This is a genomic window from Streptomyces sp. NBC_01314, assembly GCF_041435215.1.
GTDB lineage: Bacteria > Actinomycetota > Actinomycetes > Streptomycetales > Streptomycetaceae > Streptomyces.
In genome coordinates this window covers 9,291,180-9,309,734 of sequence record NZ_CP108394.1, presented here as the reverse complement: position 1 = coordinate 9,309,734, position 18,555 = coordinate 9,291,180, and the positions used below count along the sequence as shown (strand labels likewise).

The window sequence follows — 18,555 nt, the reverse complement described above, 5'->3', positions numbered from 1 at the left end:
CGACCGATCCGCCACAGGCGAACACCGCGCGTCAGCGGAGCCGTACACCCAGCGCGCTCTGCACGAGAGCGGCGTGCAGCTTGACCGTGAGCCCCGCCAGCTCCCTCGTACGGTCCTCCGCATGTGCCCTGGTCTGCGGATTACGGTGGCGGCGCAGAGGCGCCACGACCTGATCGATGAGCCCCGCCTCACGGTCCGCGGCGGCGCGCATCATTCTCAGATGCCGGGGCTCGATACCGAACCGCCCCAGTTCCACCACAAGCGTGGCGACGGTGAGAACCTCGGCGTCGTACGACCCGTCCGGCAGCGGGGCCACCAGCCCGTACGACTCCCACTCGGCCAGCTGCTCCGCGTCGATCCCGGCGCCCGCGACGAGCTCACCGCGCCCGATCCGGGCGGCCGTCGGCTCCTCGGGCTCCCCGAAGAGCTCGCTCAGGCGCTCCCCGTCACTGAGGTCACGCTGCCGCCCCACGGACGGCAGCCGGACCTCCTCGCCGCGCTCCAGGGCCTCCAGATACTCACGGATCACCTTGAGCGGCAGATAGTGGTCCCGCTGCATCCTGAGGACGTGTCCCAGCCGCTCGACGTCCTCGGCGCTGAACTTGCGATACCCCGAGGGGGTTCGCTGCGGCTCGATGAGCCCCTCCGACTCCAGGAAACGGATCTTGGAGATGGTTACCTCGGGGAACTCCTCGCGCAGTGTGTTGAGCACCGTGCCGATGCTCATCAGGCCACTGTCCGCGGCGGTGGTGCCGTGGTCGGCACCACCGCTCGTTGTTCGAAGCATGGACCTTCCCTGGGGTTCCCCGGACGCGGTCCGGGAGGGTCAGTAGCCCCGCTGGCTCGCGTAGAAGACCAGCCGGTACTTGCCGATCTGCACCTCGTCGCCGTTGTGCAGGGCGACCTGGTCGATCCGCTCACGGTTGACGTACGTGCCGTTCAGGCTGCCGACGTCGGCGACCGTGAACGAGCCGTCCTGACCCCGGCGGAACTCCACGTGGCGACGCGACACGGTCACGTCGTCCAGGAAGATGTCACTCTGCGGGTGCCGGCCCGCCGTGGTCAGATCGCCGTCCAGCAGAAAGCGGCTGCCCGCGTTCGGACCGCGGCGCACGACCAGGAGCGCCGAGCCGAGCGGCAGCGCGTCGACGGCGGCCTGGGCCTCGGGGGAGAGCGCCGGCAGCTGGGTCTGGCCGGTGACCTCGGAGTCGTAGGCCTCGAGGCCGGAGATGGAGATGGTGGAGGTCGTCTCGGACGGACGCTCGGCGGTCGCGCCGGCCCGCAGCGGAGCACCGCAGTTCGAGCAGAAGCGGCTGTTCTCCGCGTTGCGGTTACCGCACCTCGTACACACCAGGGCCGACATCGACGGATCCTCCTGCCGCGGCTGCCCCGCCGGGGCATTGGACGCATACGGGTCTGAGGTAAACCCTCCACCCGTACCTGAGGTTGACGGTTCCCCGAAACCTATGCGGCCCGACTGGGCAGGGTCAACAGACGGCGCGCCCTGACCTCCCGAAATGTCACCTCCCGGACCAGTGACCTGGTCCCGGAACAGCGGGCGCTCACCGCCCTGCCCCTCCGCTTCCGAAGGCTGCGCGCGATGGCGGGCGGTCGCGTTGTCGCTGCCCTCTCGCGCGCTCTTGCCGAACAACTTCGCAAACAACTTCACGGGCGATTCCCCTTGACCGAAACAGACCCGCCCGTGGGGCAGGACGAACCCTGACTGAACACACCGGCCGACCCGGACAACCTCACAACGTCCGTATCCACCAGACAGTTTCCACCACGCACCACCCATTCGGTGCGCCGACCCCCCGCAACCTCATGCCCCCGCCGGACGGGCCCCATGCACCTGCGGTTCACTGGGAGGACGACCGAGCGTAGTCAGGCCGCTTCGCCGCTCGCAAGGCGTCCACGACGATCTTGCCCGCCCGCCGCACGGTCACGGTGGCCTGCTCCTTCTCCAGTGTCTGCACCACTCCTCCGGGGATGTTCAGTGCGGGCTCGAGGTCCTGCGGGTTACCGATGACCTTGAAACGAAAAGGCTGGGTGATCTTGTTCCCGTCGACACTGATTCCCTCACCGGAATCGGTCAGAAAAGTGCTGGCCACGACGCGTACCCCGTTCACCTGAATCGCCTCCGCCCCGGCCGCGCGCAACTCCTGGATCGCGTCGAGCAGCATGTCCGCCTCGACCGTCCCCTTCGTGTCGTTGATCGTCAGTGTGATGCCGGGTCCCTGCGCTGCCACCGTGCCCGCCAGAATGCCGAGTTGCCGCTCCTTCTCGACCGTCTGCTTGCGTGCCTCCTCGGCCTGGTCCGAGCTGTTCTCCAGCTCGGTGCGCTGATCCTCGAGACCCTGCTTCTCCTCCTCCAGACGCTGAGTACGGTCATCCAGTTCATCGAGGATGCGTACGAGGTCTTCCTGACGTGCTCCGCGCAGCGCGCTGTCGTCGTTGTTGGAGGCCACCTGGATCGCCAGTCCGAAGCCGAGGCCGAACAGCAGGAGAGCCACGATGAGTTGGGCGCGGGTGAAGCGCGGCGGCCACAGCCCCTGAGCCAGCCGCTGCCGCCCGGTCAGCTTGTTCTTCTCGTCCCGAGGCGCCTCACCGGGCTCCCGGGCGGCCGTGGCGGGCACTTCCTGGGGGAGTTCCCGGCGCAGCTGGGTGGTCGGTGTGTCGTCGTCTCCTCCGCCCGGAGTCGGCTTCTTCGGCCTCGGCGTCTCGTCCCGCTCGTTCATCGGCCTCACGCCCGGAAGACGTGCCGGCGGATCGCCGCGGCGTTGGAGAAGATACGGATACCGAGGACGACCACGACGCCCGTGGACAGCTGGGCGCCGACGCCCAGCTTGTCGCCGAGGAAGACGATCAGCGCGGCCACGACCACGTTCGACAGGAACGACACCACAAAGACCTTGTCGTCGAAGATCCCGTCCAGCATCGAGCGCAGACCGCCGAAGACGGCGTCGAGCGCCGCGACCACGGCGATGGGGAGATACGGCTCGACGACCACCGGTACCTCGGGCCGGACCAACAGTCCGGCCACGACTCCGAGGACGAGGCCCAGTACGGCGATCACGATGTGCCCTTCTCTGTGCTCGGTTCTGCTGTTCGTACGATCACGCTCGGCGCGGCCGGCACCTTGATGTCGTCCTCGACGGAGATGCTCGTGCGAATGTCGAAGTTCTCATGGAGGGCGTGCAGATACAGCCCGTCGGGGCTGTTCTGGAACCTGGTGCTCAACCGTTGTCCGTCCCCCACCGCGAGCACGGTGTAGGGCGGCGCCAGTGGCTTGTTGTCGACCAGTATCGCGTCGCCGGCGGCCCTGATCGCCGACAGCGCGGTGAGCCGCTGCCCGTTGATCGAGACGGCCTCGGCCCCCGACTCCCACAGCCCGTTGACGACCCGCTGCATGTCCCGGTCGCGCACCCGGCCGGTGTCCGAGAACCCGGACGTCTCGCGCGGGTCGCCGTCACCGCCCTGGTCGGCGCTCTTGGAGTCGTTCACGACCAGCCGCACCCCGGGGCCGTGCACCTCGACAGCGCCCGACAGGATGCCGACCAGGTCGTCGCTGTCGCTGCCGCCTTCGTCCTTGAGCGCCTTGCGCTGCCGTGCGCTCACGTCGTCACGGAGCTCGTCCACGGAGTCCTCGAGCTTGTCCGCGGCCGCGGTCTCCTTCTGGATGCGGTCGATGAGCTCCTCGCGCTCCTTGGCGACCACGGGAGCGCTTATCCGCGCCTGCGCCGCCCCCACCGTCACCACCAAGGCGGCGAGCACCAGGCCGACCGCGAGCCCCAGCTTGGCCCGCACGGTTTTCGGCATGCCCTCGTTGCCCGCGGCCTTCCTGCGGGCGGCCGCCTCGGCGTATCCGTCGTCGAGGCTGTGATCCATGACGTTGTTGAGCAGCGACATGGAGGCGTCCGGACGCGACGGGCGCGTGGGTGTGCTCCGAACGGGGGGCTGCTGCGGCATGCCGCACATCGTCGCACGTCGCGACCACTACCTCCGAATGGCCCCACCGGCATGCCGGACAGGCCCCGTTGAGGGCACTTGTCCGGCACGCGCGCGTGCGAGGCGGTTCAGCGGCCCGCGCTGTCCACGACCGCCGACCACTCGTCGAGCAGGGCCTGTGCGGAGGCGTCGTCGGGCCCTTCGGCCCACAGGTGTGTGACGGCCTCGGCCGGGTCCGGCAGAACCATCACCCACCGACCGTCCGTCTCCACGACCCGTACACCGTCGGTCGTGTCGACGAAGCGATCCCCGGCCTCCTCCACGACGCGGCGCATCACCAGGCCCTTGACGGCCCACGGGGTGGCGAGATCCCGCTTCAGGACATGCGCCTTCGGAATCCGCGCGTCGATCTGGCTGAGCGTGAGCTGTGTCCGCGCCACCAGCCCGATGAGCCGTACGAAGGCCGCCGTCCCGTCGAAGACGCTGCTGAACTCCGGCACGATGAACCCACCGCGACCGTCGCCACCGAAGATGGTGGTCTCGTCACCGCCGACCCGCGTGAGGTCGTCCGGCGAGGTGGTCGTCCACTCGACCTGCGTGCCGTGGTAAGCCGCGACCTGCTCACCGATCCTCGTGGTGGTCACCGGCAGCGCCACCCGGCCGCTGCGCCGCTCCGCGGCCACCAGGTCGAGCATGACCAGCAGAGCCCGGTCGTCCTCGACGATCCGCCCCTTCTCGTCGACGAGCGACAGCCGTTCACCGACGGGATCGAACCGCACACCGAATGCGGCCCGTGAGGACGCCACGATCTCGCCCAGCCGCACCAGACCCGACCGCCGCATGTCGCCCGTCTCCGTCGGCCTCGACTCGTCGAGGCCGGGGTTGATCGTCAACGAGTCGACACCCAGCTTGCCGAGCAGACTCGGCAGCACGAGACCGGCACTGCCGTTGGACGCGTCCACGACGACCTTGAGTCCCGACTCGGCGATCCCGGTCGTGTCGACGTTCCGCAGCAACGACCCGGTGTAGGAGTCGAAAACACTGGCAGGGAAGTACAGATCCCCGATCTCCCCAGGGAACGCGCGCCGGTACTCCTGCCGCGCGAACACCCGGTCCAGCTTCCGCTGACTGGCCTGCGAGAGGTCGGCTCCCCGCCCGTCGAAGAACATGATGTCGACCGAGTCCGGAACCCCCGGCGTCGTGCGAATCATGATCCCGCCGGCACTGCCCCGCGCGGTCTGCTGCCGCGCCACCGGCAGCGGTACGTTCTCCAGGTCCCGTACGTCGATGGCGCTGGCCTGCAGCGCCGAGATGACCGCTCGCTTCAGCGCACGTGCGCCTCGGGAGTGGTCTCGGGCGGTGGTGACCGTGGAGCCCTTCTTGAGCGTCGTGGCGTACGCTCCGGCGAGTCTCACGGCCAGCTCGGGTGTGATCTCCACATTCAGGATGCCGGAGACACCACGTGCGCCGAACAGGTGCGCCTGTCCCCGGGACTCCCAGATCACCGAGGTGTTGACGAAAGCACCGGCCTCGATCGTCTTGAACGGGTAGACGCGGACGTTCCCCTGGATGATCGATTCTTCGCCGACGAGGCACTCGTCGCCGATCACCGCACCGTCCTCGATCCGCGCGGCCCGCATGATGTCGGTGTTCTTGCCGACCACGCATCCACGCAGATTGCTGTGCTGCCCGATGTAGACGTTGTCGTGGACCACGGCCTTGTGCAGAAAGGCCCCGCTCTTCACGACGACATTCGAGCCCACGACGGTGTGCTCACGGATTTCGACGCCCGCCTCGACCTTGGCGTAGTCCCCGACGTACAACGGCCCGCGCAGCACGGCGTCGGGGTGCACCTCGGCGCCTTCGGCGATCCACACTCCGGGCGAGAGCTCGAACCCGTCGATCTCGACGTCGACCTTGCCCTCCAGCACATCGGCCTGAGCCTTCACATAGCTCTCGTGCGTACCGACGTCCTCCCAGTATCCCTCGGCGACATAGCCGTAGACCGGCTTGCCCTCTTTCATCAGCTGCGGGAAGACATCGCCGGACCAGTCGACGGGAACATCGGCCTCGACGTAGTCGAAGACTTCGGGCTCCATCACATAGATGCCCGTGTTCACGGTGTCCGAGAAGACCTGACCCCAGGTCGGCTTCTCCAGGAACCGCTCGACCTTGCCTTCCTCATCCACGATCGTGATACCGAATTCCAACGGATTCGGCACCCGTGTCAGACAGACGGTGACCAGCGCACCCTTTTCCTTGTGGAAATTGATGAGCTCGGTGAGGTCGAAGTCCGTGAGGGCATCGCCGGAGATGACGAGGAACGCATCGTCCTTCAGCGCCTCCTCGGCGTTCTTGACGCTCCCGGCGGTACCGAGTGGCTTCTCCTCATTGGCATAGGTGAGCTCCATCCCGAGCTCTTCGCCGTCACCGAAGTAGTTCTTGACGAGTGACGCCAGGAACTGGACTGTAACGACGGTCTCGTTGAGCCCATGCCTTTTGAGCAGCCTCAGCACATGCTCCATGATCGGGCGGTTCACCACGGGCAGGAGCGGCTTGGGCATGCTCGAGGTCATGGGGCGAAGGCGTGTGCCTTCACCTCCGGCCATCACGACGGCCTTCATGTCGGAAGCGTCCTCCTTGAAGAGACGGTCTAGCCGACTTCACCCGTCCAGATTGTCCCGCACTTTTTCAAAGCGGGCCATCGAGCCACTACGGCCGCCCATCGGGGCGGGCTCAATCGGGCGGGCTCAATCGGCCATGGCGTCCGCACTGACGAGTCGGCGGACCTGAACCACGTAGAGGATCCCTGCCCACCAGTACAGGGTTGTACCCCATCCGGCGAACGCCCATCCGAAAATAGCAGCGAGTGACGGGATCCATCCATTCCCGTCACTGAGCAGCAGCAACGGGAAGGCGCACATCAGGTTGAAGGTAGCCGCCTTCCCGAGGAAGTTCACCTGCGGCGGCGGATAGCCGTGCCGCCGGAGGATGCCCACCATCACCAACAGAACCAGCTCCCGCAAGAGCAGTGCAGCGGTCAACCAGAATGGCAGAATCTCGCGCCAGGTGAGTCCCACCAGAGTTGACAGAATGTACAACCTGTCAGCCGCGGGATCGAGGAGCCGGCCAAGGCTGCTGATCTGGTTCCAGCGCCGCGCCAGCATGCCGTCCAGATAGTCACTGACGCCGCTGAGGGCGATCACCAGGAACGCCCAGCCGTCGACCTTGGGGCCGCCGAACTCGGGCCAGAGAACCAACCACAGGAAGACGGGCACGCCAAGGAGCCGCGCCATGCTGAGAATGTTCGGGATGGTGAGGACCCGGTCCGTCTGGACCCGGGTCTCCTGTACCTCCACCCGGGGGACCTCCTGTGGGAAATGAGCCAACGATGCCCCCTGACCCTACCTCAACGCAAAAAAGCTCTGGCTCTTGGGCAGTGTGCCCAAGAGCCAGAGCTCTAAAAGGAGTTCGGCGGCGTCCTACTCTCCCACAGGGTCCCCCCTGCAGTACCATCGGCGCTGTAAGGCTTAGCTTCCGGGTTCGGAATGTAACCGGGCGTTTCCCTCACGCTATGACCACCGAAACACTATGAAACACTCAACCGCACCATCCCCCGTGACCAAACAGGGAATGGGGTTGTTCGTGGTTTCAGAACCAACACAGTGGACGCGAGCAACTGAGGACAAGCCCTCGGCCTATTAGTACCAGTCAACTCCACCCGTTACCAGGCTTCCATATCTGGCCTATCAACCCAGTCGTCTACTGGGAGCCTTACCCCATCAAGTGGGTGGGAATACTCATCTCGAAGCAGGCTTCCCGCTTAGATGCTTTCAGCGGTTATCCCTCCCGAACGTAGCCAACCAGCCATGCCCTTGGCAGGACAACTGGCACACCAGAGGTTCGTCCGTCCCGGTCCTCTCGTACTAGGGACAGCCCTTCTCAATATTCCTGCGCGCGCAGCGGATAGGGACCGAACTGTCTCACGACGTTCTAAACCCAGCTCGCGTACCGCTTTAATGGGCGAACAGCCCAACCCTTGGGACCGACTCCAGCCCCAGGATGCGACGAGCCGACATCGAGGTGCCAAACCATCCCGTCGATATGGACTCTTGGGGAAGATCAGCCTGTTATCCCCGGGGTACCTTTTATCCGTTGAGCGACGGCGCTTCCACAAGCCACCGCCGGATCACTAGTCCCGACTTTCGTCCCTGCTCGACCCGTCGGTCTCACAGTCAAGCTCCCTTGTGCACTTACACTCAACACCTGATTGCCAACCAGGCTGAGGGAACCTTTGGGCGCCTCCGTTACTCTTTAGGAGGCAACCGCCCCAGTTAAACTACCCATCAGACACTGTCCCTGATCCGGATCACGGACCCAGGTTAGACATCCAGCACGACCAGACTGGTATTTCAACGACGACTCCACCCGAACTGGCGTCCGAGCTTCAAAGTCTCCCAGCTATCCTACACAAGCCGAACCGAACACCAATATCAAACTGTAGTAAAGGTCCCGGGGTCTTTCCGTCCTGCTGCGCGAAACGAGCATCTTTACTCGTAGTGCAATTTCACCGGGCCTATGGTTGAGACAGTCGAGAAGTCGTTACGCCATTCGTGCAGGTCGGAACTTACCCGACAAGGAATTTCGCTACCTTAGGATGGTTATAGTTACCACCGCCGTTTACTGGCGCTTAAGTTCTCAGCTTCGCCACCCCGAAGAGTGACTAACCGGTCCCCTTAACGTTCCAGCACCGGGCAGGCGTCAGTCCGTATACATCGCCTTACGGCTTCGCACGGACCTGTGTTTTTAGTAAACAGTCGCTTCTCGCTGGTCTCTGCGGCCACCCCCAGCTCACCGAGTAAATCGGATCACCAGTGATGGCCCCCTTCTCCCGAAGTTACGGGGGCATTTTGCCGAGTTCCTTAACCATAGTTCACCCGAACGCCTCGGTATTCTCTACCTGACCACCTGAGTCGGTTTAGGGTACGGGCCGCCATGAAACTCGCTAGAGGCTTTTCTCGACAGCATAGGATCATCCACTTCACCACAATCGGCTCGGCATCAGGTCTCAGACTATTGCCAGGCGGATTTACCTACCTGACGTCCTACACCCTTACCCCGGGACAACCACCGCCCGGGATGGACTACCTTCCTGCGTCACCCCATCACTCACCTACTGCAAGTCTGGTCCGTCGGCTCCACCACTTTCCATTCCCCGAAGGGTCCGGAACGGCTTCACGGACTTAGCATCGCCTGGTTCAATGTTTGACGCTTCACAGCGGGTACCGGAATATCAACCGGTTATCCATCGACTACGCCTGTCGGCCTCGCCTTAGGTCCCGACTTACCCTGGGCAGATCAGCTTGACCCAGGAACCCTTGGTCAATCGGCGCACACGTTTCTCACGTGTGTATCGCTACTCATGCCTGCATTCTCACTCGTGAACCGTCCACAACTCGCTTCCGCGGCTGCTTCACCCGGCACACGACGCTCCCCTACCCATCCCAGCAGGCGTTGGCCCTATATGCTGAAATGACACGACTTCGGCGGTACGCTTGAGCCCCGCTACATTGTCGGCGCGGAATCACTAGACCAGTGAGCTATTACGCACTCTTTCAAGGGTGGCTGCTTCTAAGCCAACCTCCTGGTTGTCTCTGCGACTCCACATCCTTTCCCACTTAGCGTACGCTTAGGGGCCTTAGTCGATGCTCTGGGCTGTTTCCCTCTCGACCATGGAGCTTATCCCCCACAGTCTCACTGCCGCGCTCTCACTTACCGGCATTCGGAGTTTGGCTAAGGTCAGTAACCCGGTAGGGCCCATCGCCTATCCAGTGCTCTACCTCCGGCAAGAAACACACGACGCTGCACCTAAATGCATTTCGGGGAGAACCAGCTATCACGGAGTTTGATTGGCCTTTCACCCCTAACCACAGGTCATCCCCCAGGTTTTCAACCCTGGTGGGTTCGGTCCTCCACGAAGTCTTACCTCCGCTTCAACCTGCCCATGGCTAGATCACTCCGCTTCGGGTCTTGAGCGTGCTACTGAAGCGCCCTGTTCGGACTCGCTTTCGCTACGGCTACCCCACTCGGGTTAACCTCGCAACACACCGCAAACTCGCAGGCTCATTCTTCAAAAGGCACGCAGTCACGACGCACCGAGTAAACTCGATGCGCGACGCTCCCACGGCTTGTAGGCACACGGTTTCAGGTACTATTTCACTCCGCTCCCGCGGTACTTTTCACCATTCCCTCACGGTACTATCCGCTATCGGTCACCAGGGAATATTTAGGCTTAGCGGGTGGTCCCGCCAGATTCACACGGGATTTCTCGGGCCCCGTGCTACTTGGGTGTCTCTCAAACGAGCCGTTAATGTTTCAGCTACGGGGGTCTTACCCTCTACGCCGGACCTTTCGCATGTCCTTCGCCTACATCAACGGTTTCTGACTCGCCGACCAGCCGGCAGACTGATCAAGAGAGATCCCACAACCCCGTATACGCAACCCCTGCCGGGTCTCACACGCATACGGTTTGGCCTCATCCGGTTTCGCTCGCCACTACTCCCGGAATCACGGTTGTTTTCTCTTCCTGCGGGTACTGAGATGTTTCACTTCCCCGCGTTCCCTCCACTTGCCCTATGTGTTCAGGCAAGGGTGACAGCCCATGACGACTGCCGGGTTTCCCCATTCGGACACCCCCGGATCAAAGCCTGGTTGACGACTCCCCGGGGCCTATCGTGGCCTCCCACGTCCTTCATCGGTTCCTGGTGCCAAGGCATCCACCGTGCGCCCTTAAAAACTTGGCCACAGATGCTCGCGTCCACTGTGCAGTTCTCAAACAACGACCAACCACCCATCACCCCCGGTAACCACCGGAGTTCACTGGGGCCGGCACTGAAGGCAGCCATACGGCCATACCCTCAGACACCCAACAGCGTGCCCGACCGGATCCCGTCCGAAGATCATGTTTTCCACGCCCTTGCGAGCAGTACTAACAGTCTCCGACCCGGAAACCAGCCGAATAATCAACGTTCCACCCTTGAGCAACCACCGCAGAACATTCGCCTGCGTCATGGCCCTGGACCACCGGGCAAGCCCGGCAGCCTAGATGCTCCTTAGAAAGGAGGTGATCCAGCCGCACCTTCCGGTACGGCTACCTTGTTACGACTTCGTCCCAATCGCCAGTCCCACCTTCGACAGCTCCCTCCCTTACGGGTTGGGCCACCGGCTTCGGGTGTTACCGACTTTCGTGACGTGACGGGCGGTGTGTACAAGGCCCGGGAACGTATTCACCGCAGCAATGCTGATCTGCGATTACTAGCAACTCCGACTTCATGGGGTCGAGTTGCAGACCCCAATCCGAACTGAGACAGGCTTTTTGAGATTCGCTCCGCCTCACGGCTTCGCAGCTCATTGTACCTGCCATTGTAGCACGTGTGCAGCCCAAGACATAAGGGGCATGATGACTTGACGTCGTCCCCACCTTCCTCCGAGTTGACCCCGGCAGTCTCCTGTGAGTCCCCATCACCCCGAAGGGCATGCTGGCAACACAGAACAAGGGTTGCGCTCGTTGCGGGACTTAACCCAACATCTCACGACACGAGCTGACGACAGCCATGCACCACCTGTCACCCGACCACAAGGGGGGCACCATCTCTGATGCTTTCCGGGCGATGTCAAGCCTTGGTAAGGTTCTTCGCGTTGCGTCGAATTAAGCCACATGCTCCGCTGCTTGTGCGGGCCCCCGTCAATTCCTTTGAGTTTTAGCCTTGCGGCCGTACTCCCCAGGCGGGGAACTTAATGCGTTAGCTGCGGCACCGACGACGTGGAATGTCGCCAACACCTAGTTCCCACCGTTTACGGCGTGGACTACCAGGGTATCTAATCCTGTTCGCTCCCCACGCTTTCGCTCCTCAGCGTCAGTAATGGCCCAGAGATCCGCCTTCGCCACCGGTGTTCCTCCTGATATCTGCGCATTTCACCGCTACACCAGGAATTCCGATCTCCCCTACCACACTCTAGTCTGCCCGTATCGAATGCAGACCCGGGGTTAAGCCCCGGGCTTTCACATCCGACGCGACAGACCGCCTACGAGCTCTTTACGCCCAATAATTCCGGACAACGCTCGCGCCCTACGTATTACCGCGGCTGCTGGCACGTAGTTAGCCGGCGCTTCTTCTGCAGGTACCGTCACTTTCGCTTCTTCCCTGCTGAAAGAGGTTTACAACCCGAAGGCCGTCATCCCTCACGCGGCGTCGCTGCATCAGGCTTTCGCCCATTGTGCAATATTCCCCACTGCTGCCTCCCGTAGGAGTCTGGGCCGTGTCTCAGTCCCAGTGTGGCCGGTCGCCCTCTCAGGCCGGCTACCCGTCGTCGCCTTGGTGAGCCGTTACCTCACCAACAAGCTGATAGGCCGCGGGCTCATCCTTCACCGCCGGAGCTTTCCACACTCATCGGATGCCCGAGAGTGTTGTATCCGGTATTAGACCCCGTTTCCAGGGCTTGTCCCAGAGTGAAGGGCAGATTGCCCACGTGTTACTCACCCGTTCGCCACTAATCCCCACCGAAGCGGTTCATCGTTCGACTTGCATGTGTTAAGCACGCCGCCAGCGTTCGTCCTGAGCCAGGATCAAACTCTCCGTGAATGTTTACCCGTAATCGGGTCGACACCACGAGAGCGGAACAGTCAGGCGGAATAAGCCCGACCGTTCACAACGTCCTCGCTGTGTTTTACTTCAAAGGAACCTCGACCACCGGAAAAGATTCCGGCGGACGGGGTATCAACATATCTGGCGTTGATTTTTGGCACGCTGTTGAGTTCTCAAGGAACGGACGCTTCCTTTGTACTCACCCAAGCTACTCTCGGGCTTTCCTCCGGGCGCTTCCCTTCGGTGTTCCAAACTCTATCAGCGTTTTTCCGGCCCCCTGACCACCATCCTGCAGACATGCAGAAGATGACCCCGGGATAGGATCTGATCGAGTTTGGTACTGCCGGGTACGGACACGAAGTGTCTGTCACCCCCAGGCAGGAGTACGACTCTACATGGGGCCACAGAGCAGGTGCAAATCACTTGGAGGGGTGGTCTAGACCTCTAGTGCGCAGCTATCGTGCGGAGCGGGTACTCATCCGACCTACCCTGCCGATCAGCCCGCCGTCCAGTACAAGCAGTGACGGTGTCCCTATAGATCTCCACCCTGGGAGGCTTCCCATGACCACCGTGACGTCCCCGCTTGCAGGACGCGCCATCGGACTGGCCGCGGTACCGGACCCCGTCTTCTCGGGAGCGATGGTCGGCCCCGGCACGGCGATCGACCCCGTGCGCGAGGCAGGGGCGGCTGTCGCCCCCGTGGACGGAGTCATCGTCTCGCTGCACCCGCATGCGTTCGTCGTGGTCGACAGTGAGGGCCACGGGGTGCTGACGCACCTCGGTATCGACACCGTGCAGCTGAACGGTCAGGGCTTCGAGCTGCTCGTCAACAAGGGCGACACCGTGCAGCGGGGTCAGGCCGTGGTGCGCTGGAACCCTGCCGCAGTCGAGGCCGCGGGCAAGTCCCCGATCTGCCCCGTCGTGGCCCTGGAGGCCACGACCGACTCCCTCTCCGAGCTCCGCGAGGACGGCGACGTGAAGGCAGGCGGCACGCTCTTCGGCTGGCAGTGACGTCAGCGCCGTACCGGACCGCAAGTTCCACAACCACGGCGGCGGGGGCGCTCGCCGCCGCACTATCGGAGACAGGTGAGATGGAGACAACGCTGCGAGGCGTCGGTGTGAGCCACGGTGTGGCTATCGGCGAGGTTCGGCACATGGGAACGGCGGTGCTGGAACCGCCCGCCAAACAGATCCCTACGGAGGAGGCGGAGCGCGAGCAGGGGCGCGCCCGTAAGGCCGTGGACGCGGTGGCCGCCGATCTGATCGCGCGCGGCAACCTGGCCGGGGGTGAGGCCCAGGCCGTGCTGGAGGCCCAGGCTCTGATGGCGCAGGATCCCGAGCTGATGGCGGATGTGGAGCGACGTATCGCCGTGGGGAGCACGGCGGAGCGCGCTGTCTATGACGCCTTCGCCGCGTACCGCGCCCTGCTGGCGGGAGCCGGCGAGTACTTCGCTGGGCGCGTGGCCGACCTCGACGATGTGCGGAATCGTATCGTCGCCCGGCTGCTCGGGGTTCCCATGCCGGGTGTGCCGGACAGCGACGAGCCGTATGTCCTCATCGCCCGTGATCTGGCTCCCGCGGACACCGCGCTGCTCGACCCGACGCTCGTTCTCGGTTTCGTCACCGAGGAGGGCGGGCCGACCAGTCACAGCGCGATTCTGGCGCGTGCGCTTGGGGTACCGGCCGTGGTTGCCCTGCCGGGGGCCGGGGAGCTTGCCGAGGGCACGGTGATCGCCGTGGACGGCAGCACCGGTGAGATCTTCGTGAACCCGAGTGTGGAGAAGAAGGCCGAGCTGGAAGCCGCCGCGGCGGCTCGGAAGGCCGCGCTGGCGGCGTCGAGCGGGCCGGGTGCGACCTCCGACGGGCACAGGGTTCCGCTCCTGGCCAATGTGGGCGGCCCCGCCGACGTGCCGGCGGCCGTGGAGGCCGGAGCCGAGGGTGTCGGGCTGTTCCGTACGGAGTTCCTCTTCCTGGACGACAGCAGGACGGCGCCGTCCGAGGACAAGCAGGTCGAGGCGTACCGGCAGGTGCTGGAAGCCTTCCCCGAGGGGCGGGTGGTCGTACGGGTGCTCGATGCCGGCGCCGACAAACCGTTGGAGTTCCTGACCCCGGCCGATGAGCCGAACCCGGCACTCGGTGTGCGCGGGCTGCGGACGCTGCTCGACCACCCCGAGGTGCTGCGGACGCAGCTGACGGCCCTCGCGAAGGCAGCCGAGGGTCTGCCGGTCCACCTCGAGGTCATGGCGCCGATGGTCGCGGACCGCACGGACGCCAGGGCGTTCGCCGACGCTTGTCGTGAGGCGGGACTGCGGGCCAAGTTCGGTGCCATGGTGGAGATTCCGTCGGCGGCGCTGCGCGCGAGGTCGATCCTGCAGGAGGTCGAGTTCCTTTCGCTGGGGACCAACGATCTGGCGCAGTACACGTTCGCGGCCGACCGGCAGGTGGGCGCGGTGTCCCGGCTGCAGGACCCGTGGCAGCCCGCGCTGCTCGACCTGGTCGCGCTGTCCGCCGAGGCGGCGAAGGCCGAGAGCAGGAGCTGTGGGGTCTGCGGCGAGGCGGCTTCGGATCCGCTGCTCGCGTGTGTGCTGACCGGTCTGGGTGTCACCTCCCTCTCCATGGGTGCGGCGTCGATTCCGTATGTGCGGGGGACGTTGGCGAAGTACACGCTGGCGCAGTGCGAGCGGGCCGCGGCTGCCGCGCGGGCGGCGGACACGGCCGAGGATGCTCGCAGTGCGGCGCAGGCGGTGCTGTCGGGCGAGTAGCTCGCGGCGAACGGTCGGTGTCGAGGGGCGCTCCACCTGTGGGTGGGGCGCCCCTCGCCCGTTCAGTGGGTGTGTCCGTCCGCGGCCGGGCCTCGCCTGCCGAGGTCGTCCCCGAGGTCGGGTGGGGTGCAGTAGTCGACGCCGGACTCCGGGGAGACGAGATCTCCGGACTCCATGTCGGTGCAGTAGGCGTCGAAGACCTCCCCCGCGGTGAGGGGTTCGAGGCCTTCGCCGCGCAGGCGCCAGCCGTAGACGCGGTCGGTCGCGTCCGAGGTGGTGGTGCGCATGACGAGTCCGCCGGGGCTTCGGGTGGCGATGCCGAGGGCCAGGACCGTGGCGAACTCCAGGGCTTCGGACTCGTCGAGGTGGGTGACTCCTTCGGCGTTCCGGTCGGCGTGGAGGACGGCGGCGAGTGCCTGGGGTTTGGCCGACACGCTGCACACAAGGTGGCGTTCGCCAGGTTCGGCGGTGTCGAGGATGCGCTTGAGCAGCTGCATGGCACGGGCGAACGCGGCGCGGCCGATGTCCTCGCCGCAGGAGGCGCAGTCGCCGATCTGGGCGAGGAGAGTGGTGGCGTACTCCCAGGTGGCGAGGCGGACGGCTTCGTCGATCAGGTCGGGTACGAGCTCGGCCAGGGGCTGGCCTTCGTAGGGGACGGCGGCGCCAGTGGCCGCGAGTTCGGCGGTGAAGCGGGTGCGGCTGGACGGGGTGTCCGGTTCGAGGCCGGTGTCGGCGCAGAACTCGGCGTACTCCTCCGGGTCGAAGAGGGCGACCGTGGTGTGGTTGCCCTGCGCGGCGAATGTCCTGAGCAGGGCTTCCACTTGGCGGAGATAGGTCGTGTGGTCGTCGAAGGTGAAGCTGGCGTAGCGCCGCATCGCGGTGAAGTCGTGCTCGTCGGCCAGCAGGCCGATGGTGCCCGCGATCTCGCGGCGCAGGACCCTTCGCATGCTCTGGTGGCTGGTGTGTGTCATGCCTTCCCCCTGTACGAGCAGTCGATCAATGCTCACTCACAGTAACCGGGGGCACTGACAACGCGGTCCCGTGAGGGTGTTCAGGCTCGTTGGCGGGCCAGGTCCTCGTAGAAACGCAGGAGGTCGAGGTTGTCGATGGAGCCGGGGTTGACCGCCTTTTCCAAGGGGGTGCCCTGGAGGAGCCGTTTGACGGGGACCTCGATGCGTTTGCCGGTGAGGGTGTGTGGGACTCCGGGGACCTCGATGACCTCGTCGGGGACGTGGCGGGGTGAAAGCTGTTCGCGGATGGTCCGTTTGATGCGTTCGAGGAGGGCCTCGTCGAGGGTCGCGCCCGGGGCCAGTTGGACGAAGAGGGGCATCCAGTAGCCGCCGTCAGGCTGTTCGATGCCGATGACGAGGGATTCCTTGATCTCCGGAAGTCGTTCGACGGCTTCGTAGATGTCGGCCGAGCCCATGCGGACGCCTTGGCGGTTGAGGGTGGAGTCGGAGCGGCCGTGGATCACGACGGAGCCTCGGGGGGTGAGGGTGATCCAGTCTCCGTGGCGCCAGACGCCGGGGTAGGTGTCGAAGTAGCTGTCGTGGTAGCGGGTGCCGCCGGGGTCGTTCCAGAAGTGGATCGGCATGGACGGCATGGGGTTGGTGACGACGAGTTCGCCGACCTCGTCGATGAGGGGTTTGCCACTGGGGTCCCAGGACTGAAGGTCGGTGCCGAGGCCGGGGGCCTGGAGTTCGCCGATGTGGACCGGGAGCGTGGGGACGGCGCCCGCGAAGCAGGAGCACACGTCGGTGCCGCCGCTGACGGAGGCGATCCAGAGGTCCTCGCGGACCTCGTCGTGGAGCCAGCGGAAGCCGTCGGGCGGGAGCGGGGAGCCTGTGGTGCCCACGCACTGGACGCGGGAGAGGTCGTAGTCGCGGCCCGGGTGGATGTCGGCCTTGCGGCAGGCCATGACGTAGGCGGCGGAGGTACCGAAGAGGGTGGCGCCGGTGCGTTCGGCGACGCGCCACTGGGCGCCGGTGTCGGGGTAACCGGGGCTGCCGTCGTACAGGACGACGGTGGTGCCGGTGAGGAGGCCGGAGACGAGGAAGTTCCACATCATCCAGCCGGTGGAGGTGTACCAGAAGAAACGGTCCTCGGGGCCGAGGTCACAGTGCAGGCCGAGCTGTTTGAGGTGCTCGACCAGAATGCCGCCCTGGGACTGGACGATGGCCTTGGGGAGGCCGGTGGTGCCGGAGGAGTAGAGCACCCACAGCGGGTGGTCGAACGGGACCTGTTCGAAGGTCGGTGGCACGTCCGCGGAGGTCAGGGCGGACCATTCCAGGGCGCCGTCGGGAGCCTCGGTGCCGAGGACGGGGATGTGGACGACGGCACGCAGGGTGGGCAGTTCGCGGCGGAGTTCGGCGACGGTCTCGCGACGGTCGTGTTCCTTTCCGCCGTAGCGGTAGCCGTCGACGGTGAACAGGACGACGGGCTCGACCTGTTGGAATCGGTCGAGGACGCTGCGGGCGCCGAAGTCGGGGGCGCAGGAGGTCCAGACGCCGCCGACGGCGGCCGTGGCGAGGAGGGCGACGACGGCCTGCGGGATGTTCGGGAGGTAGCCGCTGACGCGGTCTCCGGGACGTACGCCGAGAGTGCGGAGTTCGGCGGTGAGGGAGCCGACCTGGCGCCGCAGTTCGGACCAGGTCACGGGGCGCGGTTCGTGGGTCTCGTCGACGTGGAGCAGGGCCGGTTCGTCGGCGCGGGCGTCGGCCGCGCGGAGGGCGTGTTCGGCGTAGTTGAGGGTGGCGCCGGGGAACCATTCGGCGCCGGGCATGGCGCGATCGCCGAGCACGCGCGCGTAGGGGGTGGAGAACCGCACGTCGAACCACTCGGTGACGGCCTTCCAGAACGTCTCGAGTTCGTCGACGGACCAGCGGTGCAGGGCCGGGTATCCGCCGTCGGCGGGGGCCGCGTGGTGTGCGGCCGCCCAGGACTGGAACGCGGTGATCCTGGCCCGGGCGATGCGTGCTGCGTCGGGCTGCCAGAGCGGCGAGGGGTTCGCTGAGGTCATGGGGCGGCTCCCGGGACGGTGCGCGTGGTGTGCGGCGGGCGCGCACGGGCAGGGGTGTGCGCGTGACGCGGCTGACACGGACGATGCCATGTGATCGACTTCCGCACCAGGGTGAGCCGCAGATGGGCGGCGACGTGAACATGTGCCGCCACTACGGGTGAACGGAAGTTGAACGGCTCAC

11 protein-coding genes and 3 rRNA genes are annotated in these 18,555 nt (G+C 65.1%); 2 read left to right on the top strand and 12 right to left on the bottom strand.

All coding sequences use genetic code 11. The features are described from left to right. Positions 1–31 precede the first annotated feature (31 nt). The 10 genes from OG622_RS40985 to OG622_RS40940 form a co-directional block, all read right to left on the bottom strand. Positions 32–787, bottom strand: a complete 756-nt coding sequence (locus OG622_RS40985; protein ID WP_371581780.1) for a MerR family transcriptional regulator — start codon at positions 785–787, stop codon at positions 32–34. Between the two features lie 39 nt (positions 788–826). Next, complete coding sequence (locus OG622_RS40980) at positions 827–1,798, bottom strand: FHA domain-containing protein (RefSeq protein WP_371581778.1); 972 nt, start codon at positions 1,796–1,798, stop codon at positions 827–829. 61 nt (positions 1,799–1,859) lie between these two features. Continuing rightward, positions 1,860–2,738 (bottom strand): DUF881 domain-containing protein, encoded by an 879-nt coding sequence (locus tag OG622_RS40975; RefSeq protein ID WP_371581777.1) that lies wholly within the window; start codon positions 2,736–2,738, stop codon positions 1,860–1,862. 5 nt (positions 2,739–2,743) lie between these two features. Then, positions 2,744–3,076 (bottom strand): small basic family protein, encoded by a 333-nt coding sequence (locus tag OG622_RS40970; RefSeq protein WP_326584205.1) that lies wholly within the window; start codon positions 3,074–3,076, stop codon positions 2,744–2,746. Then, entirely contained in the window at positions 3,073–3,978 is a 906-nt protein-coding gene (locus tag OG622_RS40965; protein ID WP_371581776.1) for a DUF881 domain-containing protein, read from the bottom strand. The genes OG622_RS40970 and OG622_RS40965 overlap by 4 nt, the downstream gene beginning before the upstream one ends. Positions 3,979–4,076: 98 nt before the next feature. Next, positions 4,077–6,572: a sugar phosphate nucleotidyltransferase gene (locus tag OG622_RS40960; RefSeq protein ID WP_371581774.1), complete on the bottom strand. Its 2,496-nt coding sequence runs from the start codon at positions 6,570–6,572 to the stop codon at positions 4,077–4,079. 126 nt (positions 6,573–6,698) lie between these two features. Then, positions 6,699–7,307: a CDP-alcohol phosphatidyltransferase family protein gene (locus OG622_RS40955; protein ID WP_371581773.1), complete on the bottom strand. Its 609-nt coding sequence runs from the start codon at positions 7,305–7,307 to the stop codon at positions 6,699–6,701. 110 nt (positions 7,308–7,417) lie between these two features. After that, positions 7,418–7,534, bottom strand: a 5S ribosomal RNA gene (gene rrf / locus OG622_RS40950). Between the two features lie 95 nt (positions 7,535–7,629). Further along, positions 7,630–10,751: ribosomal RNA gene (locus OG622_RS40945) — 23S ribosomal RNA — on the bottom strand. A 313-nt stretch (positions 10,752–11,064) separates the two neighbouring features. Further along, a 16S ribosomal RNA gene (locus tag OG622_RS40940) occupies positions 11,065–12,590 on the bottom strand. The 16S, 23S and 5S rRNA genes sit together here, the layout of an rRNA operon. Before the next feature lie 564 nt (positions 12,591–13,154). On the opposite strand from OG622_RS40940, the gene OG622_RS40935 reads away from it, so the two are divergent. Then, positions 13,155–13,604: a PTS glucose transporter subunit IIA gene (locus tag OG622_RS40935; RefSeq protein WP_371581771.1), complete on the top strand. Its 450-nt coding sequence runs from the start codon at positions 13,155–13,157 to the stop codon at positions 13,602–13,604. Between the two features lie 80 nt (positions 13,605–13,684). Beyond that, positions 13,685–15,355 carry a phosphoenolpyruvate--protein phosphotransferase gene (ptsP, locus tag OG622_RS40930; protein WP_371581769.1) on the top strand — a complete coding sequence of 557 codons (1,671 nt, stop codon included), beginning with the start codon at positions 13,685–13,687 and terminating at the stop codon, positions 15,353–15,355. A gap of 62 nt (positions 15,356–15,417) precedes the next feature. Here the strand turns inward: ptsP and OG622_RS40925 are convergent, their stop codons facing one another. Together OG622_RS40925 and OG622_RS40920 are read right to left on the bottom strand one after the other, a co-directional pair. Next, the gene (locus OG622_RS40925; RefSeq protein ID WP_371581768.1) at positions 15,418–16,326 is read right to left on the bottom strand and encodes a hypothetical protein; all 909 of its coding nucleotides are present in this window, start codon (positions 16,324–16,326) and stop codon (positions 15,418–15,420) included. Positions 16,327–16,406: 80 nt separating this feature from the next. Next, on the bottom strand, positions 16,407–18,374 hold the full coding sequence (locus OG622_RS40920) for an acetoacetate--CoA ligase (RefSeq protein ID WP_371581766.1): 1,968 nt from the start codon (positions 18,372–18,374) through the stop codon (positions 16,407–16,409). Between the last annotated feature and the right edge of the window lie 181 nt (positions 18,375–18,555).